This window comes from Williamsia herbipolensis (assembly GCF_000964005.1).
Lineage (GTDB): Bacteria > Actinomycetota > Actinomycetes > Mycobacteriales > Mycobacteriaceae > Williamsia_A > Williamsia_A herbipolensis.
In genome coordinates this window covers 219,437-244,618 of sequence record NZ_JXYP01000020.1, presented here as the reverse complement: position 1 = coordinate 244,618, position 25,182 = coordinate 219,437, and the positions used below count along the sequence as shown (strand labels likewise).

The window sequence follows — 25,182 nt, the reverse complement described above, 5'->3', positions numbered from 1 at the left end:
AGGACAACAATGACCGATCGTGAACAGCGGGGCCCTCGAGGCACCGACCATCGTCGCCGTGACGACGGCCCACGCCGTGGCACCGGATCCGCGAACCGGCCACCCGAGCCGTCGATCCCGGACGACGTGGTGCCGCAGGACCTCGACGGAGAGGTCCGTCGTGACCTCCTGACCCTCGATCGCACCAACGCCGACGCCGTCGCGCGCCACCTGGTGATGACCTCACGCCTGCTGGACGAGGATCCGGCCCTGGCTCTCGAGCACGCGCGTGCCGCCCGGCGGCGAGCGGGTCGCATCGCGGTGGTCCGTGAAACCGCCGGCATCGCGGCCTACAACGCCAACGAGTGGACCGAGGCGCTCTCCGAGCTCCGCGCCGCGCGACGCATGTCCGGTGGGACCACGCTGCTGCCGTTGATGGCCGACTGCGAACGGGGACTGGGTCGTCCCGACCGCGCCATCGACATCGCCCGCAGCGACGAGGGCCGTTCGTTGACCGGGGACGAGGCGACCGAGATGAAGATCGTCGAGTCCGGCGCGCGAATCGACCTCGGCGACTTCGACAAGGCCGTGGTGACCCTGCAGGCCGCGGGCCTCGACCCGTCGCAGACCGGCACCGGACCGGCGCGCCTGTTCTACGCCTACGCCACCGCGCTACACGCCGCGGGACGCACCGATGACGCCGTCACCTGGTTCATGAACGCTGCGGCCGCCGACGTCGACGACGTCACCGACGCCGAGCTGCGCCTCATGGAGCTCACCGACCCCGAGGGGTTCGCCGAGCACTTCGGCGATGAGGACGACGACGAGGGGGAACTCCTCCAGACGCAGCCCGCCGAGATCCCCCAGCCCGTTGCTCCCGAGCCCGTTGCTCCCGAGCCTGTGGCCCCCGAGCCCGTTGCTCCCGAGCCTGTGGCCCCCGCGCCCGAGCCCGTTGTCGCAGAACTCGTGGTCACCGAACCCGTGATCACCGAGCCCGAACCCACCGCGGCGGCCACGCCGACACCGAACGAGGAGACCGACGTGACCGGCGAGTCCGCAGGCGACACCCTGGCCGGCGGGTACGACGCGATCCTCTGCGATCTCGACGGGACGCTCTTCGCCGGGGGCGAGGCGATCGGCGGTGCGCAGGAGGCATTGGCGCAGGTGACCGCGCCCGCGTACTTCGTGACCAACAACGCCAGTCGCCGTGCACCCGAGGTCGCCGACCACCTGACGTCGCTGGGCTTCACCGCACAGGCCGATCAGGTCGTCACCAGCGCGCAGAGCGCCGCGGCACTTCTGGCCGAACACCTGGAGCCCGGATCGCGGGCCCTGGTCGTCGGCACCGACGGCCTCGCCCAGGAGATCCGGGAGGTGGGCATCGGCGTGACGCGCAGCGCCGCCGACCGGCCGCAGGCCGTGGTCCAGGGACACTCGCCCGACACCGGCTGGGCGCAGCTGTCGGAGGCCGTGCTCGCCATCGCCGACGGCGCCCTGTGGATCGCCTGCAACATCGACCCGACCTTGCCGTCGGAGCGTGGCTTCATGATCGGCAACGGCTCGATGGTGGCCGCGGTCGCCCACGCGACCGGCGCGACCCCGCTCGTCGCCGGTAAACCGGCCGAGCCGTTGATGCGCGACGCCATCGCCCGCAGCGGGTCGCAGCACCCGCTGGTCGTCGGTGACCGTCTCGACACCGACATCGCCGGTGCCGCCGCCGTCGGCGCCGACAGCCTTCTCGTCCTCACCGGTGTGGCGTCGCTCGCCGACGCCGTGTGCGCCGCGCCCGACCAGCGTCCCACCCACATCGGTGCCGACCTGCGGGCGTTGACGCGTCCGGCCGGGTCGAGCGCCGTCGGCCCCGTGGACGGATGGACGGTCTCGGTCGACGACGGGGTCATCAGCATCGCCGGTACCGACGGCGACCCCGACGCCCTGCCGGCCGCGGTGCTGCACGCGGCGTATGCGGCACCCACGCGCCCGGAGTCCGCGCGCGAGGTGTCCTTCGTCGTCGACGCCGACACCACGGCCGCGGCCCTGAAGCGATACGGCGTCGACTCCGATAGCGTCTCGAAGCGATGAGCCATCCGTCGCCCGCACAGATGCCCGGCCGCTTCGGCGCCACCGCGGCGTCCGCCGAGACGTCTCGGGTCGACCACGACGCCGTCGTGCGCGGAGTCGCCGGCCTCCTCGACCGTGTCGACGAGGTCCGTCGCGCGGCGGCCGACCACGATGCGCACGACGGTCCGGTCGATCTGACACCTCTGTCCGCTCAGGCCGAACTCCTCGAACAGGCCCATGACGTGCTCACCACGGCCCTCGAGCAGCTCGACCGTGTGTGACCGCTGATGGCGCCGCGGGCACGCCTCGACGCCGAACTGGTGCGGCGGGGACTGGCCCGTTCGCGCGAGGAGGCGCGTGATCTGATCGTCGCGGGCCACGTCGCGGTCAACGGTGTCGCGGCGGGTAAACCGGCCACGAACGTCGGCCGTGACACGCCGATCGTGGTGTCGCAGAACGACACCGAGAAGTGGGCGTCGCGCGGGGCACACAAGTTGATCGGTGCGCTCGACGCGTTCGCGCCCCACGGTCTGTCCGTCGAGGGTCGTCGTGCCCTCGACGCCGGCGCGTCGACCGGCGGGTTCACCGACGTCCTGTTGCGTCGTGGTGCGCGTGAGGTGGTCGCCGCCGACGTCGGGTACGGCCAGCTCGTGTGGCGTCTGCAGACCGACGACCGGGTCGATGTCCGTGACCGGGTCAACGTCCGTCATCTCGACGCCGAGGCGATCGGGGGACCGATCGACCTCGTGGTCGCCGATCTGTCGTTCATCTCGCTGCGCCTGGTGTTGCCGGCGTTCGCGGCCTGCGTCGCACCGGGTGGCGATGTGGTGCCGATGGTGAAGCCGCAGTTCGAGGTGGGTCGTGAGCGTGTGGGATCCGGTGGTGTGGTGCGGGATCCGGGCCTGCGCCGCGATGCGGTGTGCCGGGTCGCGGCCCGCGCGCTCGCGCTGGGCCTGCGTACGGTGGGCGCGGTGGCCAGCCCGCTGCCGGGACCGTCGGGAAATGTTGAATACTTCTTGTGGTTGCGGCGGGATGGAACCATCGACCCGGTCCCCGACGTCGATAGGGAAGACGTCGATTCAGCGCACGGTGAGATCGATGACGACACATTCGCCGCCATCACGACGGCGATCGAGGAAGGACCCCGGTGACACAGGTGGGGGCGCGCGTGGGGACCGATCGTGAGTTCCTCGTCGTCGCGCACACAGGTCGCGCGATCGTCACCGAGACGATGGCGGCGATCGCCCGGCACTGCGCCGACGCCGGTGTCGGCATGCGCGTCGTCGAGCACGACATCGCGGGCTCGTTCCGCGGCAAGGCATCCGATCCGCGCGCGGTGCATCCGGTCGATCCGGCGGAGCTGCGGAGCTTCGGCGCCGATGTCGAGGTGACCCGCGGCGACGAGGAATCGGCGGCGGGCTGCGAGATCGTCATCGTCCTCGGCGGTGACGGAACCTTCCTGCGCGCCGCCGAACTGGCCTATCCGTCGTCGGTTCCGGTGCTGGGGATCAATCTGGGGCGCATCGGTTTCCTCGCCGAGGCCGAGGCCAATCGCGTCGACGCCGTGATGGATCAGCTCATCCGCGGTGACTACCGCGTCGAGCAGCGGATGACGCTCGACGTGTCGGTCATCGTCGACGGAGACGACGTCATCGCCCGCACCTGGGCGCTCAACGAGGCCAGCATCCAGAACCCCGGCAACCAGGGTGTCCTCGAGGTGGTCACCGAGGTCGACGGTCGCCCCGTCGCCTCCTACGGCGCCGACGGGATCCTCGTCTCCACGCCCACCGGTTCCACCGCGTACGCGTTCTCCGCGGGCGGGCCGGTCATGTGGCCTGATCTCGAGGCCATCCTCGTGGTCCCCAGCAATGCCCACGCACTGTTCACGCGCCCTCTGGTCACCAGCCCGAACTCGGTGATCGCCATCGAGGTGGAACGGTCGCGGCAGCACGCGATCGTGTCGTGCGACGGGCGACGCACGATCGACGTCCCCCCGGGTGCGCGCATCGAGGTGGTGCGTGGTGCGCGGCCGTTGCAGTGGGTGCGGATCGATTCCGATCCGTTCGCCGACCGACTGGTCACCAAATTCGATCTTCCCGTCACCGGCTGGCGGGGCAGGCAGGTGTGACGTGCTCGAAGAACTAGCGATCAGCGGACTCGGTGTCATCGCCGACGCCGCCGCCGAATTCCACGACGGCTTCACCGTCCTCACCGGCGAGACCGGCGCGGGCAAGACGATGGTCGTCACCAGCCTGCACCTGCTGTCCGGTGTGCGCGGTGACGGCGACCGGGTGCGCACCGGCACCGATCGGGCCACGGTGGAGGGCCGGTTCCGTGTCGATCCGTCGCTCACCGGCGTCGACGAGATCCTCGAGTCGGCCGGCGCCGAACGCGACGAGGACGACACCGTGATCGCGGCGCGCTCGGTGAGCGCCGACGGTCGCTCGCGGGCGCACCTGGGCGGACGGTCGGTCCCCGTCGGGACGCTCGGTGCGTTCACCACCAGCCTGCTGACCATCCACGGCCAGAACGACCAGCTGCGGCTGCTCAAACCCGACCACCAGCGCGACGCCCTCGACCGCTTCGGCGGCAAGCCGGTCGCGAAGGCGCTGACCGCGTATCGCGCGGCGCGGCAGACATGGATCGACGCCGTCGACCAGCTCGAGATGCGTCGGCGTAACTCCCGCGAGCTGGCCCAGGAGGCCGACCGGCTGCGGTACGCACTCGACGAGATCGACGCCGTCGAGCCGACCCCCGGCGAAGACCTCGAGCTGGCCGCGCTGGTGACCCGGCTCGGCGATCTCGAGGAGGTCCGCTCGGTCGCAGCCGGCGCACACGCCGCGATCACGGGTCAGGCCGATCTCGCCGGCGATGCCGTCGACGCCGACGCGGCCGCCGCGATCGACCTGCTCGGTCAGGTCCGCACACTGCTGGGATCCACGTCCGAACCCACCCTGCGCGATCTGCTCCCGCGGGTGGAGGAGGCGTTGTCGGTGGTCGGCGACATCGGCGAGGAACTCGCCGGATTCCTCCACGGGCTCCCCGCCGACGCCTCGGAACTGGAGAAGGTGCTCGTCCGGCAGTCCGAACTGAAGAACCTGATCCGCAAGTACGCGCCCGACATCGACGGTGTCCTGGCGTGGCGCGATTCCGCGCGCAGCCGGCTCGCCGAGATCGACGACTCGTCGGTGTCGATCGAGGCGTTGGAGACCGCGGCGCAGGAGGCGACGACCGCGCTGGTCGGTGTCGCGGCGACGTTGACCGCCGCACGGACCAAGGCGGCGGGCTCGCTGGGGACGAAGGTGAGCCGCGAACTCGGCGGGTTGGCCATGAAGGACGCGACTCTCGAGGTCTCTGTGTCCCCCGACGAGTCGGGGGAGAGCGACCCGCGCAGCCTCGTCGTCGATGGGACTCGACTGCACGCCGGGTCCGGGGGAGTCGACCGCGTCGAGTTCACCCTCGCCGCGCACTCCGGTGCGGTGCCGCTCGCCATCGCGAAATCGGCATCGGGTGGCGAGCTCTCGCGCGTGATGCTCGCCCTCGAGGTGGTGCTCGCGGGGCCCGACGGCGGGTCGACGATGGTGTTCGACGAGGTCGACGCCGGTGTCGGCGGCCGCGCCGCGGTGGAGATCGGCAAGCGACTGGCCGCCCTGGCGCGCAGCCACCAGGTCATCGTCGTCACCCACCTGCCGCAGGTGGCGGCGTTCGCCGACAACCATCTGCTCATCGGCAAGACGACCGGTAAGAGTGCGGTGACCAGCTCGGTCGAGACGCTCGACCACTCGGGTCGTGTCGCGGAACTGGCGCGCATGCTCGCCGGACTGGGCGATTCGCACACCGGCCGCGCGCATGCCGAGGAGCTGCTCGCCACCGCCGACCGGGAGAAGGCGCTCGCCTGATCCGTGGGCGGTGACCCCATCGACGCCTGTTACTGATGTGACAAAAGTGGCGAATGTTACGGCGCGCCTCCGTGCCCGTGTTCACCCTCGGGCCGATCATGGGCGTCATGAAGATGCCAGCCCTGCTCTCCCGCACCGATGACACCCTGCCCGGATTCAGCGGGATCGCCAGGGTCGACAAGAACACCTCGCGCCTGCTCGAGCGCGTCGGACACGGCGACATCGTCGTCCTCGACGAACTCGACCTCGACCGCGTGATCGCCGACCGTCTCGTCGAGGCCGACGTGACCGCGGTCGTCAACGCCTCCCCGTCGATCTCGGGCCGCTACCCCAACCTCGGCCCCGAGGTGCTCGTGGCATCGGGGATCACGCTCATCGACGACGTGGGCCCGGAGGTGTTCCGCCGCATCAAGGACGGATCCAAGATCCGCATCGACGAGGGCAACGTCTACGTCGGCGGCAACCGCCTGGCGCGCGGCACCGAACTCGACGAGCGCGCGGTCGCCAAGCTGATGATCGAGGCCAAGTCGGGCCTCGTCGACCACCTGGAGGCGTTCTCCGGCAACACGATCGAGTTCATCCGCAGCGAGTCGCCGTTGCTCATCGACGGTGTCGGTGTGCCCGACGTCGAGGTCGACCTCAAGAACCGACACGTTGTGGTGGTCGCCGACGGTGCCGAGCACGAGCTCGACCTCAAGAAGCTCAAGCCCTTCATCAAGGAGTACGCGCCGGTCCTCATTGGCGTCGACGGTGGCGCCGACACGCTGATGCGTGCCGGGTACCGACCCGACCTCATCGTCGGTGACCCCGAGGCCATGCGGGCGGCGACGCTCAAATGCGGTGCGCAGGTGGTTCTCCCGGCCGATCCCGACGGCCACGCCGTCGGCCTCGAGCGGATCCAGGATCTCGGTGTCGGGGCGATGACCTTCCCGGCGGCGGGTTCGGCAGCCGACCTCGCGCTGCTGCTCGCCGACTTCCACGGCGCGGCGCTCATCGTCACCGTCGGCACGTCGGCGTCGCTCGACGACTTCTTCGACCGGAGCCGTCGTGAGTCGAACCCGTCGACGTTCCTCACCCGCCTCAAGGTCGGACCGAAGCTGGTCGATGCGAAAGCCGTTGCCACGCTGTACCGCAGCCGTGTCTCCGGTGCCGCGATCGCACTGCTCGTCCTCGCCGCGCTGGCCGCGATCATCGTCGCACTCGTGATGAGCAACACCGGCGGCGAGATCGCCGACTGGATCGTGGCCGAATGGGACCGTGGCTACGCCTGGGCCAGGGACGCCTGGAACCGATAGCTCGTGATCTCGCTGCGCCAGCATGCGATCTCGCTCGTCGCCGTCTTCCTCGCGCTCGCCGTCGGCGTGGTGCTCGGATCGGGCTTCGTCGCCGATCGCATCGACTCCGGGAACGATTCGTCGTCCTCCCTCCGATCCGACAACGACACCCTGAGTGGTCAGGTCAACGCGGCCGACTCGTTCAACGACGCGATCTCACCTCGACTGCTGCGCGGTCTCCTCACGAACCGTTCGGTGCTCGTGGTCACCGCACCCGGTGCGGCCGAGGCCGACATCGCGGCGGTGAAGACCTCCCTCAACCAGTCCGGGGCGACGTTCGCCGGCCAGATCGGGCTCACCGACGAACTGGTGGGTGACGCCTCGGCGCAGAAGCTGACCAGCATCATCGATCAGGCCATCCCGTCGGGCGCGTCGTTGCGCACCGAGCTGACCGATTCCGGTGGGCGGGTCGGGGATCTGCTGGGTCTGCTGCTGCAGCGCAAGGTCGACGCCTCCGGTGGACCGTCCGACACCGACACCTCCGCCGGACTGCAGGCGCTGCGCCAGGGCGGGTTCATCACCTACGTCGACAACGCCGTCACCCCGGCGCAGCTCGCCGTGGTCGTCACAGGTGGATCCCTCGGCGACAACGCCGGTGCACGAGGTCAGCTCATCGCCCGTTTCGCGGCCTCCTTCGGGGCACGCGGATCCGGGACCGTGATGGCCGGACGCAGCGGATCGGCCGACGGATCATCGCCGATCGGGGTGCTGCGCGCCGACGCCTCACTGTCCCGCGTGGTCGCCTCGGTCGACAACGTCGATCAGTCCACCGGTCGCATCGTGACCGCTCTCGCACTCGCCGATGCCCAGCGCGGACGTCCGGGCGCATACGGCTCGGGTCCCGGCGCGTCGGCGATCGCACCGGCCACCTGAGGCCGTTCCCGGGGGCCATGACACCCCCGGGCTCTCGCCGGCGGTACGTCCGGCGCCGGAGGTGTTACGGTAAAGCCCCGTAGGCGAGCAGGTTTTCCGACCTGCTCCGGCCAATCGGGAGAAGCGTTGCGACCACTGCGTCATGCACCATCAGGCACCAAGCACATCTTCGTCACCGGAGGTGTCGCATCCTCGCTGGGCAAAGGTCTGACCGCCTCCAGCCTCGGACAACTTCTCACCTCACGCGGGCTCCGCGTGACCATGCAGAAGCTCGATCCGTACCTCAATGTCGACCCCGGGACGATGAACCCGTTCCAGCACGGTGAGGTCTTCGTCACCGAGGACGGCGCCGAGACCGACCTCGACGTCGGCCACTACGAACGCTTCCTCGACCGAAACCTGTCGCAGAGCGCGAATGTGACCACCGGACAGGTGTATTCGACCGTCATCGCCAAGGAACGCCGCGGCGAGTACCTCGGCGACACCGTGCAGGTGATCCCGCACATCACCGACGAGATCAAGAACCGCATCCTCGCGATGCGCCTCCCCGACGCCGACGGCAACGAGCCTGACCTGGTGATCACCGAGATCGGCGGCACCGTCGGCGACATCGAATCGCAGCCCTTCATCGAGGCCGCACGACAGATCCGCCACGACGTCGGGCGCGACAACGTCTTCTTCCTGCACGTGTCTCTCGTGCCGTACCTCGCGCCGTCGGGGGAGCTGAAGACCAAGCCGACGCAGCACTCGGTGGCCGCGCTGCGCAACATCGGTATCCAGCCCGACGCGCTGATCCTGCGCTGCGACCGTGAGGTCCCCGAGCCGCTGAAGAACAAGATCGCGCTGATGTGCGACGTCGACATCGAAGGCGTCATCTCCACCCCCGACGCACCGTCGATCTACGACATCCCCAAGGTGCTGCACCGCGAACAGCTCGACGCCTACGTGGTGCGCAAGCTGGGGTTGCCGTTCCGCGACGTCGACTGGACCATCTGGGGCGAACTGCTCAAGCGGGTGCACGAGCCGCGTGAGTCGGTCACCGTCGCGCTCGTCGGCAAGTACGTCGACCTGCCCGACGCGTACCTCTCGGTCACCGAGGCCATTCGCGCCGGCGGGTTCGCCGCGCGGGCCAAGGTCGAGATCCGCTGGGTGCAGTCCGACGAGTGCGCCACCGACGCCGGTGCGCAGCAGCATCTCGGCGACGTCGACGCAATCCTCATCCCCGGCGGCTTCGGCATCCGCGGCATCGAGGGCAAGGTCGGCGCGGTCCGCTTCGCCCGCCGCCGCGGGATCCCGCTGCTCGGGTTGTGCCTGGGCCTGCAGTGCATCGTGATCGAGGCCGCCCGCGAGGCCGGCCTCACCGACGCGAGTTCCGCGGAGTTCGACCCCGACACCACCCACCCGGTGATCTCGACGATGGCCGACCAGGAACAGGCCGTCGCGGGTGAGGCCGATCTCGGCGGCACCATGCGTCTCGGCGCGTATCCGGCTGTGCTCGAACGCGGTTCGGTCGTCGCGAACGCCTACGGCACCACCGAGGTGTCCGAACGCCATCGCCACCGCTACGAGGTGAACAACACCTACCGCGACCAGATCGCCACCACCGGTCTCCGGTTCTCGGGCACCTCACCCGACGGGCACCTCGTCGAATTCGTCGAGTACCCGCGGGAGATCCACCCCTTCCTCGTCGCCACCCAGGCGCACCCGGAGCTCAAGAGCCGACCGACGCGTCCGCACCCGCTGTTCGCGGCGTTCGTCGTGGCGGCGCTGAAATACAAGGCCGCCGAACGGCTCCCGGTGAACGTGCACGGTGAGGACGAGGAGACCGCACGCGATCCCGAACCCGAGTCCGGTGCCGCCGAGGTGAGCGCGTGACCCCTGCGTCGTCTCCGGGCGGCGAGCCGTTCGACTTCACCGTCATCGGTTCGGAGACCGTCTACGACGGCGCGATCCTCGCGCTACGGGTCGACGAACTCACGATGCCGGGCGATCGGACCGCCCGACGCGAGGTCGTCGAACACCACGGCGCGGTGGCCATCGTCGCGTGCAACGACGACGGCGCCATCGCCACGGTCACCCAGTATCGGCACCCGGTGCAGCGCCGACTCCGCGAGCTCCCCGCCGGGTTGATGGACTCCGGCGGCGACGAGTCACCGGTGGAGGCCGCACGGCGCGAACTGATGGAGGAGGTCGGCGTCGAGGCCGACCGCTGGCACACCCTCGTCGACGTCGCCTCGTCACCGGGTTTCACCGACGAGGCGCTGCGGGTGTTCGTGGCGGAGGGACTGCGCACCGTCGACCGCCCCGACGCCCACGACGAAGAAGCCGACATGGACATCGACTGGATCCCGCTCGACGATGCCGTGGCCATGGTGTTCGCCGGTGAGATCGTCAACGTCACCAGCGTGTGCGGCATCCTCGCACTGGCCCACGTCCGCGCCACCGGCGCCGACCTCCGCGACCCCGACTCGCCGTGGGTCGATCAACCCACGGCACTCGATCGTCGCCACGCCGCGCGGAAATGACCGTGGGCCAATGGAACTCGACGACACGACGCTGGGCGACCAGATCCGGCGGTACCTCGATCACCTCGCCGTCGAACGCGGTGCCGCGCCGAACACGCTGAGTTCCTACGGTCGCGACCTCCTGCGGTATCAGCGGTACCTCGTGTCACGACAGATCGACGACCTCGGCGACGTCGCCGAGGAGGACGTGCGCGAATTCCTCGTGGCGCTGCGCCGCGGCGACCCCGACCGCGACGAGAAACCACTCGCCGACAGTTCGGTTGCCCGCACCCTCGTGGCCACACGAGGTCTGCACAAGTTCGCCGTCGCCGAATCGATGGCGGCCACCGACGTCGCGCACGCCGTGCGCCCCCCGAAAGCGGCCCGGCGGCTGCCGAAATCGCTACCGGTCGACGAGGTGATCGCCATCCTCGAGGCCGCAGGCGGCTCGGGCCCCTCGGAGACGCCGCGCACGCTGCGGGATCGGGCGCTGATGGAACTGCTCTACAGCTGCGGTGCCCGCATCTCCGAGGCGGTGTCGCTCGACATCGAGGACGTCACCTCCGAGACCGGGGCGGTGTTGCTGCGCGGCAAGGGCGGCAAGGAACGCCTCGTCCCCGTGGGCCGACCGGCGCTCGAAGCCCTCGACGCCTACCTGGTGCGGGGTCGGCCGGCGCTCGTCTCGAAGTTCAATCCGGCACTGTTCCTCAACTCCCGCGGCGGTCGGCTCTCGCGGCAGAGCGCGTGGCAGGTGCTCGCCGACTCCGCGCAGCGCGCCGGTCTCGACAAGGCGGTGTCGCCGCACACGCTGCGCCACAGCTTCGCCACCCATCTGCTCGACGGCGGCGCCGATGTCCGTGTGGTGCAGGAACTGCTGGGACACGCCTCGGTGACGACCACGCAGGTGTACACGCTGGTCACCGTGTCGGCGATGCGTGAGGTCTACGCCACTGCACACCCGCGGGCACGGTGACGGCGATGCGTCGCCGCCTCGACGGCGTGACGCACTAGGCTGATCTGCGATCGACGACCCATTTTCGTGACAGGAGCATCGACAACGTGACCACGCCCCAGCCACCGGCCCAGGGTGCCCCGTCGCGCGAAGCTCCGCTCGAGCAGTACAGCTTCACCATCGACACCCCGTCCCGCGGACCGGCGCAGGCCGACGTCTCGGCCGAACCCGAGGGTGTCGGTCCCACCGGTCGGGCCACCCGCGAGGTCCCCGAGCCCCAGCCCCTCGACCGGCACGGCCCCGCGGTCGTCATCGCGGTGTGCAACCAGAAGGGCGGCGTCGGCAAGACCACGTCGACGATCAACCTCGGTGCCGCGCTCGCCGAATACGGTCGCCGCGTGCTGCTCGTGGATCTCGACCCGCAGGGCGCCCTGTCGGCGGGGCTCGGTGTCCCGCACCACGATCTCGACCTCACCGTGCACAACCTGCTGGTACCGCCGCAGGTGTCGGTCGACGACGTGCTGATGCGGACCCGTGTCGACGGACTCGACCTGCTGCCCAGCAACATCGACCTCTCGGCCGCGGAGATCCAGCTCGTCAACGAGGTGGGCCGCGAACACACACTGGGTCGAGCGCTGCACCCGATCCTCGACCGCTACGACTACGTGCTCATCGACTGCCAGCCGTCCCTCGGCCTGCTGACCGTGAACGCGCTGGCCTGCGCCGACACTGTGCTGATCCCGATGGAGTGCGAGTACTTCAGCCTCCGCGGGCTCGCGCTGCTCACCGACACCATCGACAAGGTGCGCGACCGGCTAAACCCACGGCTGAGCCTCGGCGGCATCCTCATGACCATGTTCGACGCACGCACCCTGCACTCGCGGGAGGTGATGGCGCGCGTGGTCGAGGTGTTCGGCGAGCGCGTGTACGACACCGTCATCAGCCGCACCGTGCGATTCCCCGAGACCAGTGTCGCCGGTGAGCCGATCACCTCGTGGGCACCGAAGTCCGGGGGAGCGAAGGCGTACCGGGCGCTCGCACGAGAGGTGCTGCACCGCACCGGCCGATCGTGATGACCGACGACCCGGCCAACGCTGCGGGCACCGTCGACACGACAGACGTGGTGACCGAGCCCGACCCGTCGGTGTTCAACGTGTCGCTGACCAACTTCTCCGGGCCGTTCGATCTGTTGCTCGACCTGATCAGCCAGCGCCGACTCGACGTGACCGAGGTCGCGCTGCACGCGGTGACCGACGATTTTATCGCCTACACCAAGAAGATCGGGTCGATCGTCGACCTCGATCAGACCACGCAGTTCCTGGTGGTCGCCGCAACCCTGCTCGATCTGAAGGCCGCACGACTCCTCCCACGCGGTGAGGTGGAGGATCCCGACGACCTCGCGTTGCTCGAGGCCCGCGACCTCCTGTTCGCACGGTTGCTGCAGTACCGCGCGTACAAACAGGTCGCCGCGCTGTTCGCCGAGCTGGAAGCGGCCGCGCTGCAGCGTTATCCGCGCGCGGTGTCGTTGGAGGCCCGCTACGAGAAGCTGCTGCCGGAGGTGACCCTCGGCGTCGACGCACGACAGTTCGCCGAGGTCGCGGCGACGGCGATGGCGCCCAAACCGGTGCCGCGTGTCGGGCTGTCGCACCTGCACGACGTGGACGCGGTGTCGGTGCCCGAGCAGGTGGTGCGGGTGACCGAGATCCTGCGGGTCGCCGGCGCCAGGCAGTGGGTGAACTTCTCGACGCTGGTCTCCGAGTGCGCGAACGGTCTCGAGGTGGTGGCCCGGTTCCTCGCGCTGCTGGAACTGTTCCGCCAACGGGCCATCGAGTTCGAACAGAGTGAGGCGTTGGGCACACTGCACGTGTCGTGGACCGGTGAACGCGACACCGAGGAGATCACCGTGACGAGCGCGGACGACTACGGATGAGAGACGGACGATGACCGAGGACATGCTGTTCGACGACCACGACGCCCTCGCCGACGACGAACTGCGGTCGGCGCTGGAGGCGATGCTGCTGGTCGTCGACTCGCCGGTGACCACCGAGTCGCTGGCCAACGCCGTCGGCGAACCCGAGGAGCGCGTGGCCGAGGCGTTGCGGGCCTACGAGGCCGAGCTCACCGAGCGGTCCAGCGGGATCGACCTGCGGTACGCCGGCGACGGTTGGCGGCTCTACACGCGCACCGATTACGCCCCCTACGTGGAGAAACTCCTCCTCGACGGGGTCCGGTCGAAGCTGACACGCGCCGCGCTCGAGACCCTCGCCGTGATCGCCTACCGTCAACCGGTCACCCGCACGCGGGTGAGCGCGGTACGTGGTGTGAACGTCGACGGCGTGATGCGCACGCTGCTCGCCCGCGGGTTGATCCGCGAGGCTGGCAGTGACCCCGAGACCAGCGGGACCATGTACGCCACCACCGAGTTGTTCCTGGAACGACTCGGTCTCGCGTCGCTCGCGGAGCTGCCCGATCTGGCGCCGCTGCTGCCCGATGTCGACATCATCGACGACATCGACGACGAGATCATCAACGATCCCCGATTCGCCAAGATGGACTCCCGACAGGCAGACTCGAGGATTGACCTCACCACCTCAGAACTGGATTAGACATGACACCCGCTAGCCGAGACGGCAGACCGGACCGAAGCAAGACCACCTCGAACGCCGCGCGTACCGGCAATTCCCCGGGCCGGCCGAAGAAGCCGCACCGCAAGGGAACGGCCCACGTCGCCAAGGGCGCCGCGCCGAGCGTGCGCCGCGGCCAGGAGCGCATCAACAACGCCAAGCCCGCCAAGATCCAGAACGTCACGCCCGAGGGCGACGGCGCCAACTACGTCGCCGACGGCGTGCGACTGCAGAAGGTGCTCGCACAGGCCGGCGTCGCATCGCGTCGCGGCGCCGAGGAGCTGATCGCTGCCGGCCGCGTCGACGTCGACGGCGAGATCGTCACCGAGCAGGGCATGCGGATCGACCCGACCACCGCGGTGGTCCGTGTCGACGGCGCCCGCGTGGTGATGGACGAGACCCTGCAGTACCTCGCGCTGAACAAGCCGAAGGGCTGGCAGTCGACGATGTCCGACGACCAGAACCGACCGTGCGTCGGCGACGTGGTCGCCGAACGCGTGATGGCCGGACAGCGTCTGTTCCACGTCGGTCGCCTCGACGCCGACACCGAGGGGCTCCTGCTGCTCACCAACGACGGCGAGCTCGCGCATCGACTCATGCACCCCTCCTTCGAGGTGCCGAAGACCTACCTCGCGACGGTCAAGGGCATCCCGCCCCGCGGCCTCGGACGCACCCTGAAGGCCGGTGTCGAACTCGACGACGGTCCGGTGTCGGTCGACGGCTTCGCCGTGCTGGAGATCCTCGAGGGCCAGGCCCTCGTGAAACTTGTTCTGCACGAGGGACGTAAGCGGATCGTGCGACGCATGCTCGACCACGCCGGGTTCCCCGTGCTCAACCTCGTGCGCACCGAGATCGGTGCCGTGCACCTCGGCAACCAGCGTCCGGGCAGCCTGCGGGTGCTCGGACGCGACGAGGTCGGCGCGCTGTACAAGGCGGTGGGAATGTGACCGCGACACCTGCGATCATCACGATCGACGGCCCCGCCGGCACCGGCAAATCGAGTGTGTCGCGTCGTGTCGCCGACCGACTCGGCGCCCGGTACCTCGACACCGGCGCCATGTACCGCGTGGCGACCCTGGCCGCCCTGCGTGCCGACGCCGATCTCGAGAACCCCGACGCCATCGCCGATTCCGTCGCCGACGTCGAGATGACGCTGTCGAACGACCCCGACTCGCACGCGGTCACCCTCGCCGGTGAGGACGTCTCGAACGAGATCCGCACCGACGCGGTGACGTCCGCGGTCTCCGCGGTGTCGGCGGTCGGTGCCGTCCGCGAGAAGATGGTTGCGCTGCAACGCCACATCGTCGCCGGCGAGTTCGCCGTCGTCGAGGGACGCGACATCGGCACCGTCGTGTTCCCCGACGCCGAACTGAAGATCTATCTCACCGCGAGCGCGGCCGCCCGCGCACAGCGACGTCACGACCAGAACCTCTCGCAGGGGCGCCCCAGCGACTTCGACGAGGTGCTGGCCGCGGTGGAACGTCGCGACCACCTCGATTCGACGCGCGCGCTGTCGCCGCTGCGTCCAGCCGACGACGCGATCACCGTCGACACCAGTGACATGACCATCGAGCAGGTGATCGACCACCTCGTCGAGTTGGCGACCGACCGTATCGGAGCACGCGCATGACCGACCAACAGGATTTCGATCTCCACGGTGTCGACGGTGTGTGGTCGGACGAAGCCGATTGGCAGATCGGTGAATTCGGCGATGACGGTGAGGGTGGCGACGCGGTCGCCATGCCGACCGTCGCGATCGTCGGACGACCGAACGTGGGCAAGTCGACGCTCGTCAACCGCATCCTCGGTCGGCGTGAGGCAGTGGTGGAGGACATCCCCGGCGTGACACGCGACCGGGTGTCGTACGCCGCGGTGTGGTCGGGTCGACGGTTCCTGGTGCAGGACACCGGCGGCTGGGAGCCCGACGCGAAAGGCATGGGTCAGGCGATCGCCCGTCAGGCCGAGTTCGCGATGAACACCGCTGATGCCGTGGTGCTGGTGGTCGACGCGACCGTCGGCGCCACCGCGACCGACGAGGCCGTCGCACGCGTGCTGCGCCGCTCGAAGACGCCGGTGCTGTTGGCGGCGAACAAGGTCGACGACGAGCGTGTCGAGTCCGAGGCCGCCGCGCTGTGGTCATTGGGTCTTGGCGAACCGCGCTCGGTCTCGGCCGCGCACGGTCGGGGAGCGGGCGATCTGCTCGACGCCATCCTCGAGGTTCTGCCCGAGACTCCGCGTGACTTCGGCCAGCCCGCCGGTCCGCGTCGCGTCGCGTTGGTCGGCAAGCCGAACGTGGGCAAGAGCTCGCTGCTGAACAAGTTGACCGACTCCGATCGGGCCGTGGTCGACAACGTCGCCGGCACCACCGTCGACCCCGTCGACGAGCTGGTGGAACTCGGTGGGCGACTGTGGAACTTCGTCGACACCGCCGGCTTGCGCAAGCGCGTGAACACCGCCAGCGGCCATGAGTACTACGCCTCGCTGCGTACGCGCGCGGCCATCGACGCCGCCGAGGTGGCGGTGCTGTTGATCGACGCCTCGGAGCCCATCACCGAGCAGGACCAGCGGGTGCTGACGATGATCGTGGAGGCCGGCCGGTCGCTGGTGATCGCGTTCAACAAGTGGGACCTCGTCGACGAGGACCGGCGCCTGCAGCTCGACAAGGAGATCGACCGCGACCTGGCCCGGGTGCCCTGGGCGCGTCGGGTCAACATCTCGGCCTCGACGGGTCGTTCGGTGCAGAAGCTCGTCCCGCAGCTCGACACCGCGCTGGACTCGTGGGACAAGCGCATCTCCACCGGTCAGCTCAACGGTTGGCTCAAGGACATCATCGCGGGCACCCCGCCTCCCGTTCGAGGCGGTCGCCAGCCCAAGGTCATGTTCGCGACCCAGGCCGCGACCCGTCCGCCGACGTTCGTGCTGTTCACGACCGGTTTTCTCGAGGCCGGCTACCGCCGGTTCCTCGAGCGCAAGCTGCGTGAGCAGTTCGGCTTCGACGGTTCGCCCGTGCGCATCAACGTGCGCGTGCGAGAGAAGCGCGAGCGACGCAAGTAGACGGCTGAGGCGATTGGCCCCCGCGTGGGCCGGTCGGCTAATCTGTTCAACGCTGCTCCTCACGGAGCGGCGATGCCCCTCACGGGGCAGCCACGGGCTGTGGCGCAGCTTGGTAGCGCACTTGACTGGGGGTCAAGTGGTCGCAGGTTCAAATCCTGTCAGCCCGACGCGCAAAAACACCCACCGAAGCCGGTGGGTGTTTTTGTTATACGAGCGAAGGCCCGAGGATTGTTTTGCCGTTGCGTCAACCACGCCCGTAGGGCGTTTTCTCGCCCGCCTCGACGCCGAACGGCAGGTGGTTGCCGGCCGGGGGGAGTGGGCAGGTCGCGAAATCGATGAAGGCGCAGGGCAGATTGACCGCCCGGTTGAAGTCGAGGACCACTGCACCTCCGTCGCGGATGGTCTGGTCGGACGCGTCGATCGCGAGGCTGCGGTTGGCTGCGTAGGTGGTCACTCCGGACGTCTCGTCGGTGAAGAGCACGCTCAGGCCGCCTTCCTTGCCGTTGAATGCGACCAGGCGGTGTTCATTGCCGTCGTGCTCGATGAAAAGCACTCCCGGGGAGACGTACACGTGCGCGAGTCCCTCGGCGACCGCCCCGACGGTGACGGGCTCGGGCTCGGGGTGGGGCTCGAAGCGGGCGTCGATGGCCCACGCCGGGTCGGCGGGATAGGCAGGGACACCGCGGAAGTCACGAATCGTCGGGGCGGAGTCGTCGTGGACGCGGATCAGGTACCCGTCGCCGCGGCGGGCGACCTCGATGTGGTGACCGTCGACGTCGATGACCTCACCCGGACCCGTGGGGTGCAGGTCGAACGTGCGCGGTGAGAACGTCTCGTCGTGGCCGGGAGCGAGGTGCGCAACCGGGCCCTCGTACCACCATGACCCGGGCAGACCGTTGAATCGACCGGGCTCGGTGTCGAGCCACTCCAGACGATTGATCGACAACCATCCGCCGGGCGCTCCGAGGGCCTGTTCGCGGGCGTGGTGCCACTGCTCCCAGTCGGCGGCGAAGCTGTCCACCGCGGCAGTGCCGCCGTCAGTCGTGATTGTCGTGGTCATGGCGATCTCCTCGTGTCGGTTCACCATTCCAACGCGCGCCGAGGCCGCGATGATCGCATTGCCGTCGTCACGCACGAAAGTGTTGACCTGTTCGTCGGGGAAGGGGTGGCTCACCTACGTGGTCGGCACCGGACACCCGACCTACCGTGGATGCAATGACTCCCTCCCTGCGGTGGATGCGTCCCGGACTGGTGCCGGTGGTCGCGGTGCTGTGCGCCGGACTCGTCGCCTGCTCCTCCGGTGACGGTCCGTCGGGCACCTCATCGACCTCCACGCTGCCTGCCGGACTCGGCGCCGACCAGCTCGTCTCCACCCGTTTGACCGCTGTGAACGGTGTCGACGCCGGTGCCGCGTCAGGAAATTCGCTGAACGTCCCGAAGGGGTGGACAGCGCAGGTGTGGGCTGATGTGCCCGACGCCCGGATGGCGGTGTGGACGCCTGACGGTCGGCTCATCGTGTCCACCGGCAAGGGTGGGTCGCTGTCGATCGTCACGCCGGGCAGCGGCGACCGGGGGCCCCGCGTCGCGCAGTTGGCGAGTGGTCTCAGCGATCCGCAAGGAGTGGCCATGACCCGCCAGGGCGGGCGCGACATCCTCGTCGTGGGCGAGGACTCGCGGATCACGACGTGGACATACGCGAACGGCGCCATCTCCGACCGTCGAGTGGTCATCGACAATCTGCCCACGGGCGGCCACGACAGCAAGATGGTTGCCGTCGACGGCGACCGCATCGTCTACAACGTGGGATCGACGGCGAACCGCAGCGTGGCCGACCGCACCGCCACCCCGGTGCGCGCGACCATCGCACAGATCGGGCTCGACGGAACCGGGAACACCACACTCGCCGTCGGGGTGCGCAACGGTGAGGGACTGTCCGTGGCGCCCGACGGAACGGTGTTCACCGCCATCAACGAAGACGACAACCAGCCCTACCCGTTTCGCGACGGCGACCGATTCGGCACGGCGGTGCGTTCCTATATCAACGACCATCCCAACGATCAGATCTCCCGCATCACCCCCGGCACAGACATGGGATGGCCACGGTGCGTTCCGGACTCCCGCGGCAATGCCGACCTGCGCGACCTGGGATACGTGAACGACCCGCAGTTCAACGCCGACGGACAGGCCCTGGACTGCTCGCGTATCGGCACGACGATGCTCGGGTTGCCCGCGCATAGTGCCCCGGTCGGGTTCGTGTTCACGCGGGGGTCACGACTTCCCGCCTCGCTGGCCGATGGTGCGATCGTCACCGCGCACGGCTCGTGGAACCGCCAGCCGCCACGCGAGCCGTATGTCGCCTACACGCCGTGGGACAGCGCGACGAGATCTCTCGGTCCTGCGCGACTGGTGGCCACCGGCTTCCAGAACTCGGCCGGGAAGCGCTGGGGGAGAAGCGTCGACGCGATACCCGGTCCGGACGGATCGCTGTACGTCACCGACGACACAGCCGGCCTGGTGTATCGGCTCACGCCCGGACGGTGAGATCGGGCCCACGGCGCGATGCGGCGTGGGACAGTACGTCGATGAGTGAGAGCGTCGCCGTCATCGGCGCGGGACCCGGCGGGGTGATCGTCGCCCGTTGGCTGCTCGCGCAGGGATTCGATGTCACGGTTTTCGAGGCGGGGCCGACGCTGGGTGGACAGTGGTCCGGGCGACCGGGATCCAGCGGTGTGTGGCCGGCCATGCACACCAACACCAGCCGCGTCCTCACCGCGTTCAGCGACCTCGACCCGGACAGCGACGTCGTCTTCCCGTCGAATCAGGACGTCCTCGACTACCTCCGCCGGTTCGCCGACACCTTCGACATCACACCCCGTATACGACTGCACACCCGCGTCGACCTCGTGGACCGCGAGGGAGACTCCTGGCGGGTCGAGCACGCAGGCACGGTGGAGATCTTCGACCGGGTGGTCATCGCCACCGGGCGGTTCCGAGCCCCCGCCATACCGCCGGTCCGAGGCCTGGATGCGTTCACCGGATCGGGTGGGGTGTCGTCGACTTTCCAGTACCGCGGTGCCGACGACCATCGCGGCACGCGCGTACTGGTGGCCGGATGTGCCGTCAGCGCACTGGAGATTGCCGCCGAACTCGCCCACTCCGGTGCTGCGAGGGTGGTCGTCACCCAACGTCGCCAGCGCTATGTGCTCCCGAAGTTCGCCGCCGGGGTCCCGTCGGATCACCGGATCTTCACCCGGTTCGGAGCCCTCGCCGCCGCCGCACTGCCGCCTGTCGAGATCGACCGGCAGCTGCGCGAGATCGTCGTCGAGGCGGGTGGGAGCCCCGAGCAATACGGTGCCCCTCCCGCGGACCCGTCATTGTTCGCCGCGGGTGTCACCCTGAACCAGACGTACCTGCCCCTGGTCGCCGAAGGGCGGATCGGGGTGCGCCCCTGGATCGAGTCGGTCGACGGGAGCGAGGTGACGTTCGCCGACGGAACCCACGACGAGTTCGACACAATCCTGTTCGGCACCGGTTTCGGGGTCGACATCCCGTGTCTGAGCGACGAGGTACGAGCGGTTCTCGACCTCGACGACGCGCACATCGACGCCGACCGGTACACCTTCCATCCCGACCTGCCCGGGCTGGCCCTGGTGGGGATGTGGGATCAATCCGGTGGCTATTTCGTTCCGCTGGAACTGCAGGCCCGGTGGATCGCCTACGCGTGGGGCGGTGCCATCCCGATGCCCTCCGACGCCGAGCAGCGGGACGCTGTGGCCGCCTACCGCTCCCGACGCGGACAGTCGCAGAAGACGCGGATGAATCTGGCGGCGATCATGTTCGCGCGGGCCGCCGGCGTGGAACCGTCCATCGACAAGTGGCCGGAACTCCAACGGGCCCTGCTCTTCGGCCCACTCGCGCCCAGTTGTTTCCGGCTCGAGGGACAGGATGCGTCACCGGATGCGGCACAACGGTTCACGCGAGACGCCGCAGCCTTCGGCGCAATCTCCGACCCCGAGTTCACGGAACGGGAACAGTCCTACCGGTCGATGGTCGAGTCGACCTAAAGTGCGGTGGCCGAGGGTTCATGCGTCAACACTGACCGACGAAACGCGAGCATGGACACGAGATACGCGGCGCCGATGGCGATGAGGCCGACCACGATGACGATCGGGGTGGCGGTCGACATCGGCGACACCAGGACCACCACGGCGAAGATCGTCCATGCCAGTGCGGCGACGGCGACGGGGACGTCGAACCGGCCGAGGCTGAACGCGCCCTCGGTGTGGCTCAGCCGCCGGCGTACGGCGAGGTAGAGGACCACGATCAATCCGTAGGTGATGGCGGGGAACAGCGTTCCCGCCGTGATCAGTTCGAGGAGGGCGTCGCCAGGTATCACGACCATCGTGACGATGCCGATCACCAGCGGCAGGACGGTGGCGCCGATGGGTGTCTGCGTCTGCGGGTTCACCTTCCCGAGCACGCGGTGGCCGGGGAAGCGGGCGTCGCGCGACATCGCGAACACCGTTCGGGCGCAGGAGGTCATGGTGACCATCCCGCCGCCGAAGAAGGCGATACCCACGCACACGAGGAGAATCCGCTCCATCGGTGCACCGAGCTGGGCGCGGAGGATGTCGGCAACGGGGGAGCCCGATTTGCTGACCGTGTCGACGTCGCCGATGGCTACGGTCAGGGCGATGAGGAACAGCATGCCAAGGACACCGGCCGCGACAACCGATCCCACGATCGCCCTCGGCACGGTGCGGTGCGGATCCTTCGCCTCCTCGGCCATGTTCGCCGCCGAGTCGAAGCCGACGAGGGTGGCCAGCCCCACGATCATGGTGGCCATCAGGCCACCGCCGAATGCCCAGTAGTCACCGGACCCTGCCGTCACGCCGCGCGAGGTGAGGTTGTCCACCGACCCGTCGCCGGTCAGCGCGACGGCGATCAGCAACCCGACGACCAGCACGATCACGATCGCCACCTCGACACCCACCGCCAACGAGTTGATCAGGCCCACCAGGCGCGTCGATGCGATGGCGAGCACGGCCTGCACCAGCAGGATCACGACGGTGATCACCCGCGCGGTGGTCTCGTCGGGTGCCATGCCGAACAGCGGCATGAGGCACTGGCTGGCCATCGCGTTGTCGATCGCGGTGAGTCCGGTGATGAGATAGCAGAACGTGAGCCACCCGAAGATCCAGCCGATGCGGGGGTTCGCCAGTCGCGACGCCCACTGATACGACGACCCGCTCAGCGGTATGCGCGCGGCGAACTGCGCGATCACCAACGCCACCAGCAGCTGGCCCGCCATCGCGACCGGCCACGTCCAGATGCCCACCGGCCCACCGTTGGCCAGCAGATCGTCGTAGGTGGCGAAGATGCCCACCGCCACCGAGATGAACGCGAACGACACCGCGAACACCTGGAACGAGCTGAGGGTGCGCTTCAGCTCAGGGCGGTATCCGTATGCGGCGGGGTCGTCGACAGTGTCCGACGGCAGATCTGGTGCGGTCATCGTGTGCCCTTCGCCCCGACGCGGCTGGTCTCCGACAGTGTTCCTCGCAGACGCCGGTCGCGGGCGCGTTCCACGGAACGCGACGGAACGGATTATTTTGCGCGCAGCTAACTTTCAGACGACATGAGCGCATCGCACGGTGACGACCGCGTTTCGCGGACCGCGACAGGGCGCATCGAGAGCTGACTCAGACCTGCTCTTTCGAGCACCACCACGTGGTGCGGCCGCCGACGGTGCCGCGTTTCATCGGTGCACCGCACCGGGGACACGACGAGTCGGCGTTGCGGTAGGGGATGATCTCGCCGGTGTGGACGCCGCCCTTGCGGATGGCCGCCCGTGTGCAGCGGCGCAAGACACGGCGCAGCTCATCGACCTCCTCGGTCGACAGGGTCTTCGCGCGCCTCGACGGCGAGATCGACGACTGCCACAGCACCTCGTCGGCGAGGAGGTTGCCGATGCCGGCGATGGCGTGCTGGTCCAGCAGGCGCGCCTTGAGCGGGGCGGCGCTGCGCGAGATCATGTCCCGGAATTCGTCGCGGGTTATCTCGGCGGCGTCGGGGCCGAGGGCGTCGATGTCGGGTTCGAGCCGCACCCGCCCGAGGCGCCGCTTGTCGAACAGGCGCATCTGGCCACCGTCGTCGAACGACATCGAGAAGCGCGTCCACTCCGGCTTGTCGGACTTCCGCACGCCGACCTTCGCGTTGCCGCCGCCGTAGTTCGACGACTCCTCACCCTCCGGTGCGGTGACGATGACCCGGCCACCCATCCCGAGATGGATTCCGAGCGTGGGTCCCTCGTCGCCGTCGGCGGTCTCGGTCTCACACCACATCGCCTTGCCGCGGCGCAGCGCCTTGGTGAGACGCCCGCCGACGAGAGCGTCGGCGATCTCCCCGGGTTTGTGCGGTCGGCACTCGTACTGGTCGTGGTCGTCGATCTCGGTGATGGTGCGATGCAACGCCTTCTCGACGACCTGCCGGGCGTTCTCGACTTCGGGTAGTTCAGGCACCCTACCGGTTTACAGGCTCGCGCTGCTCCGCGCTGTCCTCTCGCACATGGCGGCGGCGGCGGACGATCAACACCACGATCGCGACCGCGAGAACCGAGTAGACGACGTAGTCGAAGTACCCGAGGTAGTCCTGGAAGCGGTCGTTCTGGGTGCCCAGCGCGACACCCACTCCGAGCAGCAGGCCGTTCCACAGCGCTGAGCCGGCGATGGTCAGTGCGCTGAACACCGCGAGGTTCATCGCACCGGCACCGGCGGGCAGCGAGATGATCGATCGCACGCCGGGGATCATCCGACCCAGGAACACCGACCAGGTACCGAATCGCTGGAACCAGTGCGCGCCGCGTTCGGCGTCACGCCGGCTCACGATGCGGGTCCACACCGCGAAGGCGACGGTGCGATCGAGGCCGACCCAGCGTCCGAGCCCGTAGAGCACCAGGGCTCCGAGCCAGGCGCCGATGGTGCTCCACAGCAACAGCCCTACGAAGGACAGGTCGCCGCTGCGGCTGAGATACCCCGCGAACGGCAGCACCACCTCACTGGGGATGGGCGGGAAGATGGTCTCGACGAAGATCAACAGTCCGATGCCGATGTCGCCCATGCGCTCGAGGACGTCGGCCGCGAGTCCTGTGAGCCCGGTGAATCCGTGCTGATCGGCTGCCGCTGCCGCCAGGGTGCTCACTCGGCCCAACCTCCCCGATTCAGGCGGCTGCTGCGCCGCGATTGCCACCATTGTCCAGAAAACGGGCGAAACGGCCGCCGGACGTGGTCGAGACCACACGTACGGGTCAATCGCCGAGGGCGAGGATGCCCTCGGCCGAGGCGACGCAGATCGCGTCGTAGTCGGCGGGGATGGTGTCGCCGACCAGAGGGCGGATGAGTCCGTACGGTCCCTGGCGGGTCGCGAGCAGAGCCAACCGGACGCGGCGATCGGTGAGGCGCCCGTATCGGCGTCGCACCACGTCGCGCAGTGCAGCGTCGACCGCGTCGTTCACGGTGGCGACATCGTCTCGCATCGACTCGGGTACGAGCTCGATGAGATCGGTCCGCCGATACAGCGACATCGCCTTCGCGTCGGCCGGGTTGTCGCGACAGAAGCGGGGCACGTGACGCGCGAGCGCCGCCAACGACTCGCGCGGATCGTCGATCTTCGACGCCACGAGCAGACCTTCGTGGAATCGCCGGATCGACCGCACCCACAGCGCGCCCAACAACGCGTCGCGCGAGGCGAAGCGGTGATAGATCGACCCGGTCGGGGCGCCTGCGGCCTGGGCGACGTGGGTGATCGTGGTGTCGCGCCAATGTTCACGGCATGCCTCGGCGGCCGCGTCGAGGATCGCCTCCACGTCATACTTCTGGCTTCTTGCCACGATCGTTCACCTGC

Annotated in this window: 23 protein-coding genes and 1 tRNA gene; 19 read left to right on the top strand and 5 right to left on the bottom strand. The window is 69.0% G+C overall.

Features of this window, described 5'->3' with window-relative positions; all coding sequences use genetic code 11:
- Positions 1 to 9: 9 nt before the first annotated feature.
- From TU34_RS11250 to TU34_RS11170, 17 genes are all read left to right on the top strand, one after another.
- Positions 10 to 2,061 carry an HAD-IIA family hydrolase gene (locus tag TU34_RS11250; RefSeq protein WP_045822934.1) on the top strand — a complete coding sequence of 684 codons (2,052 nt, stop codon included), beginning with the start codon at positions 10 to 12 and terminating at the stop codon, positions 2,059 to 2,061.
- The gene (locus TU34_RS11245) at positions 2,058 to 2,321 is read left to right on the top strand and encodes a hypothetical protein (RefSeq protein WP_052688871.1); all 264 of its coding nucleotides are present in this window, start codon (positions 2,058 to 2,060) and stop codon (positions 2,319 to 2,321) included. Before TU34_RS11250 ends, TU34_RS11245 begins: the two co-directional genes overlap by 4 nt.
- A gap of 6 nt (positions 2,322 to 2,327) precedes the next feature.
- Complete coding sequence (locus tag TU34_RS11240) at positions 2,328 to 3,191, top strand: TlyA family RNA methyltransferase (RefSeq protein ID WP_045822933.1); 864 nt, start codon at positions 2,328 to 2,330, stop codon at positions 3,189 to 3,191.
- Between the two features lie 80 nt (positions 3,192 to 3,271).
- Positions 3,272 to 4,168, top strand: a complete 897-nt coding sequence (locus tag TU34_RS11235; RefSeq protein WP_238981250.1) for an NAD kinase — start codon at positions 3,272 to 3,274, stop codon at positions 4,166 to 4,168.
- 1 nt (position 4,169) lies between these two features.
- Entirely contained in the window at positions 4,170 to 5,939 is a 1,770-nt protein-coding gene (gene recN / locus TU34_RS11230; RefSeq protein ID WP_045822931.1) for a DNA repair protein RecN, read from the top strand.
- Positions 5,940 to 6,046: 107 nt separating this feature from the next.
- Complete coding sequence (steA, locus tag TU34_RS11225) at positions 6,047 to 7,234, top strand: putative cytokinetic ring protein SteA (protein ID WP_045822994.1); 1,188 nt, start codon at positions 6,047 to 6,049, stop codon at positions 7,232 to 7,234.
- Between the two features lie 3 nt (positions 7,235 to 7,237).
- Positions 7,238 to 8,146, top strand: coding sequence for a copper transporter (locus TU34_RS11220; protein WP_045822930.1), 909 nt, complete (start codon positions 7,238 to 7,240; stop codon positions 8,144 to 8,146).
- Between the two features lie 126 nt (positions 8,147 to 8,272).
- Entirely contained in the window at positions 8,273 to 10,021 is a 1,749-nt protein-coding gene (locus tag TU34_RS11215; RefSeq protein WP_082080145.1) for a CTP synthase, read from the top strand.
- Positions 10,018 to 10,671: an NUDIX domain-containing protein gene (locus tag TU34_RS11210; RefSeq protein ID WP_045822929.1), complete on the top strand. Its 654-nt coding sequence runs from the start codon at positions 10,018 to 10,020 to the stop codon at positions 10,669 to 10,671. The genes TU34_RS11215 and TU34_RS11210 overlap by 4 nt, the downstream gene beginning before the upstream one ends.
- Before the next feature lie 10 nt (positions 10,672 to 10,681).
- Positions 10,682 to 11,623 carry a site-specific tyrosine recombinase XerD gene (gene xerD, locus TU34_RS11205; protein ID WP_045822928.1) on the top strand — a complete coding sequence of 314 codons (942 nt, stop codon included), beginning with the start codon at positions 10,682 to 10,684 and terminating at the stop codon, positions 11,621 to 11,623.
- Positions 11,624 to 11,781: 158 nt separating this feature from the next.
- Entirely contained in the window at positions 11,782 to 12,675 is an 894-nt protein-coding gene (locus tag TU34_RS11200; protein ID WP_238981249.1) for a ParA family protein, read from the top strand.
- The gene (locus TU34_RS11195) at positions 12,675 to 13,532 is read left to right on the top strand and encodes a segregation and condensation protein A (protein ID WP_045822926.1); all 858 of its coding nucleotides are present in this window, start codon (positions 12,675 to 12,677) and stop codon (positions 13,530 to 13,532) included. Before TU34_RS11200 ends, TU34_RS11195 begins: the two co-directional genes overlap by 1 nt.
- A 10-nt stretch (positions 13,533 to 13,542) precedes the next feature.
- Complete coding sequence (scpB, locus tag TU34_RS11190) at positions 13,543 to 14,208, top strand: SMC-Scp complex subunit ScpB (RefSeq protein WP_045822925.1); 666 nt, start codon at positions 13,543 to 13,545, stop codon at positions 14,206 to 14,208.
- 2 nt (positions 14,209 to 14,210) lie between these two features.
- Positions 14,211 to 15,173 carry a pseudouridine synthase gene (locus TU34_RS11185; RefSeq protein WP_045822924.1) on the top strand — a complete coding sequence of 321 codons (963 nt, stop codon included), beginning with the start codon at positions 14,211 to 14,213 and terminating at the stop codon, positions 15,171 to 15,173.
- The gene (cmk, locus tag TU34_RS11180; protein WP_238981246.1) at positions 15,170 to 15,856 is read left to right on the top strand and encodes a (d)CMP kinase; all 687 of its coding nucleotides are present in this window, start codon (positions 15,170 to 15,172) and stop codon (positions 15,854 to 15,856) included. The genes TU34_RS11185 and cmk overlap by 4 nt, the downstream gene beginning before the upstream one ends.
- A complete protein-coding gene (gene der / locus TU34_RS11175) occupies positions 15,853 to 17,280 on the top strand; it encodes a ribosome biogenesis GTPase Der (protein WP_045822923.1) in 1,428 nt (475 codons plus the stop codon). Before cmk ends, der begins: the two co-directional genes overlap by 4 nt.
- 93 nt (positions 17,281 to 17,373) lie before the next feature.
- Positions 17,374 to 17,447: transfer RNA gene (locus TU34_RS11170), tRNA-Pro, on the top strand.
- 77 nt (positions 17,448 to 17,524) lie between these two features.
- On the opposite strand, the gene TU34_RS11165 is transcribed toward TU34_RS11170, so the two are convergent.
- Positions 17,525 to 18,340 (bottom strand): DUF1684 domain-containing protein, encoded by an 816-nt coding sequence (locus TU34_RS11165; RefSeq protein ID WP_045822991.1) that lies wholly within the window; start codon positions 18,338 to 18,340, stop codon positions 17,525 to 17,527.
- A 155-nt stretch (positions 18,341 to 18,495) separates the two neighbouring features.
- Between TU34_RS11165 and TU34_RS11160 the strand changes: the two genes are divergently transcribed.
- Together TU34_RS11160 and TU34_RS11155 are read left to right on the top strand one after the other, a co-directional pair.
- Positions 18,496 to 19,821 (top strand): PQQ-dependent sugar dehydrogenase, encoded by a 1,326-nt coding sequence (locus tag TU34_RS11160; RefSeq protein ID WP_238981245.1) that lies wholly within the window; start codon positions 18,496 to 18,498, stop codon positions 19,819 to 19,821.
- 41 nt (positions 19,822 to 19,862) lie between these two features.
- The gene (locus TU34_RS11155) at positions 19,863 to 21,344 is read left to right on the top strand and encodes a flavin-containing monooxygenase (protein WP_045822922.1); all 1,482 of its coding nucleotides are present in this window, start codon (positions 19,863 to 19,865) and stop codon (positions 21,342 to 21,344) included.
- Here the strand turns inward: TU34_RS11155 and TU34_RS11150 are convergent.
- From TU34_RS11150 to TU34_RS11135, 4 genes are all read right to left on the bottom strand, one after another.
- Entirely contained in the window at positions 21,341 to 22,795 is a 1,455-nt protein-coding gene (locus tag TU34_RS11150; protein ID WP_045822921.1) for an amino acid permease, read from the bottom strand. The genes TU34_RS11155 and TU34_RS11150 overlap by 4 nt on opposite strands.
- A gap of 187 nt (positions 22,796 to 22,982) precedes the next feature.
- On the bottom strand, positions 22,983 to 23,801 hold the full coding sequence (locus TU34_RS11145; protein ID WP_045822920.1) for an Fpg/Nei family DNA glycosylase: 819 nt from the start codon (positions 23,799 to 23,801) through the stop codon (positions 22,983 to 22,985).
- A 1-nt stretch (position 23,802) separates the two neighbouring features.
- Positions 23,803 to 24,480 (bottom strand): DedA family protein, encoded by a 678-nt coding sequence (locus TU34_RS11140; protein ID WP_203225445.1) that lies wholly within the window; start codon positions 24,478 to 24,480, stop codon positions 23,803 to 23,805.
- Positions 24,481 to 24,586: 106 nt separating this feature from the next.
- Positions 24,587 to 25,168: a TetR/AcrR family transcriptional regulator gene (locus TU34_RS11135; protein ID WP_045822919.1), complete on the bottom strand. Its 582-nt coding sequence runs from the start codon at positions 25,166 to 25,168 to the stop codon at positions 24,587 to 24,589.
- Positions 25,169 to 25,182: the final 14 nt, after the last annotated feature.

Bases quoted from the DNA above. Each gene is read 5' to 3' on its own strand.
- TU34_RS11245 (WP_052688871.1), top strand. From the start codon at position 2,058: ATGAGCCATCCGTCGCCCGCACAGATGCCCGGCCGCTTCGGCGCCACC.
- TU34_RS11235 (WP_238981250.1), top strand. From the start codon at position 3,272: ATGGCGGCGATCGCCCGGCACTGCGCCGACGCCGGTGTCGGCATGCGC.
- scpB (WP_045822925.1), top strand. From the start codon at position 13,543: ATGACCGAGGACATGCTGTTCGACGACCACGACGCCCTCGCCGACGAC.
- TU34_RS11155 (WP_045822922.1), top strand. From the start codon at position 19,863: ATGAGTGAGAGCGTCGCCGTCATCGGCGCGGGACCCGGCGGGGTGATC.
- TU34_RS11195 (WP_045822926.1), top strand. From the start codon at position 12,675: ATGACCGACGACCCGGCCAACGCTGCGGGCACCGTCGACACGACAGAC.
- der (WP_045822923.1), top strand. From the start codon at position 15,853: ATGACCGACCAACAGGATTTCGATCTCCACGGTGTCGACGGTGTGTGG.
- TU34_RS11160 (WP_238981245.1), top strand. From the start codon at position 18,496: ATGACTCCCTCCCTGCGGTGGATGCGTCCCGGACTGGTGCCGGTGGTC.
- TU34_RS11165 (WP_045822991.1), bottom strand. From the start codon at position 18,340: ATGACCACGACAATCACGACTGACGGCGGCACTGCCGCGGTGGACAGC.
- TU34_RS11150 (WP_045822921.1), bottom strand. From the start codon at position 22,795: ATGACCGCACCAGATCTGCCGTCGGACACTGTCGACGACCCCGCCGCA.
- xerD (WP_045822928.1), top strand. From the start codon at position 10,682: ATGGAACTCGACGACACGACGCTGGGCGACCAGATCCGGCGGTACCTC.
- TU34_RS11250 (WP_045822934.1), top strand. From the start codon at position 10: ATGACCGATCGTGAACAGCGGGGCCCTCGAGGCACCGACCATCGTCGC.
- steA (WP_045822994.1), top strand. From the start codon at position 6,047: ATGAAGATGCCAGCCCTGCTCTCCCGCACCGATGACACCCTGCCCGGA.
- TU34_RS11185 (WP_045822924.1), top strand. From the start codon at position 14,211: ATGACACCCGCTAGCCGAGACGGCAGACCGGACCGAAGCAAGACCACC.
- TU34_RS11240 (WP_045822933.1), top strand. From the start codon at position 2,328: ATGGCGCCGCGGGCACGCCTCGACGCCGAACTGGTGCGGCGGGGACTG.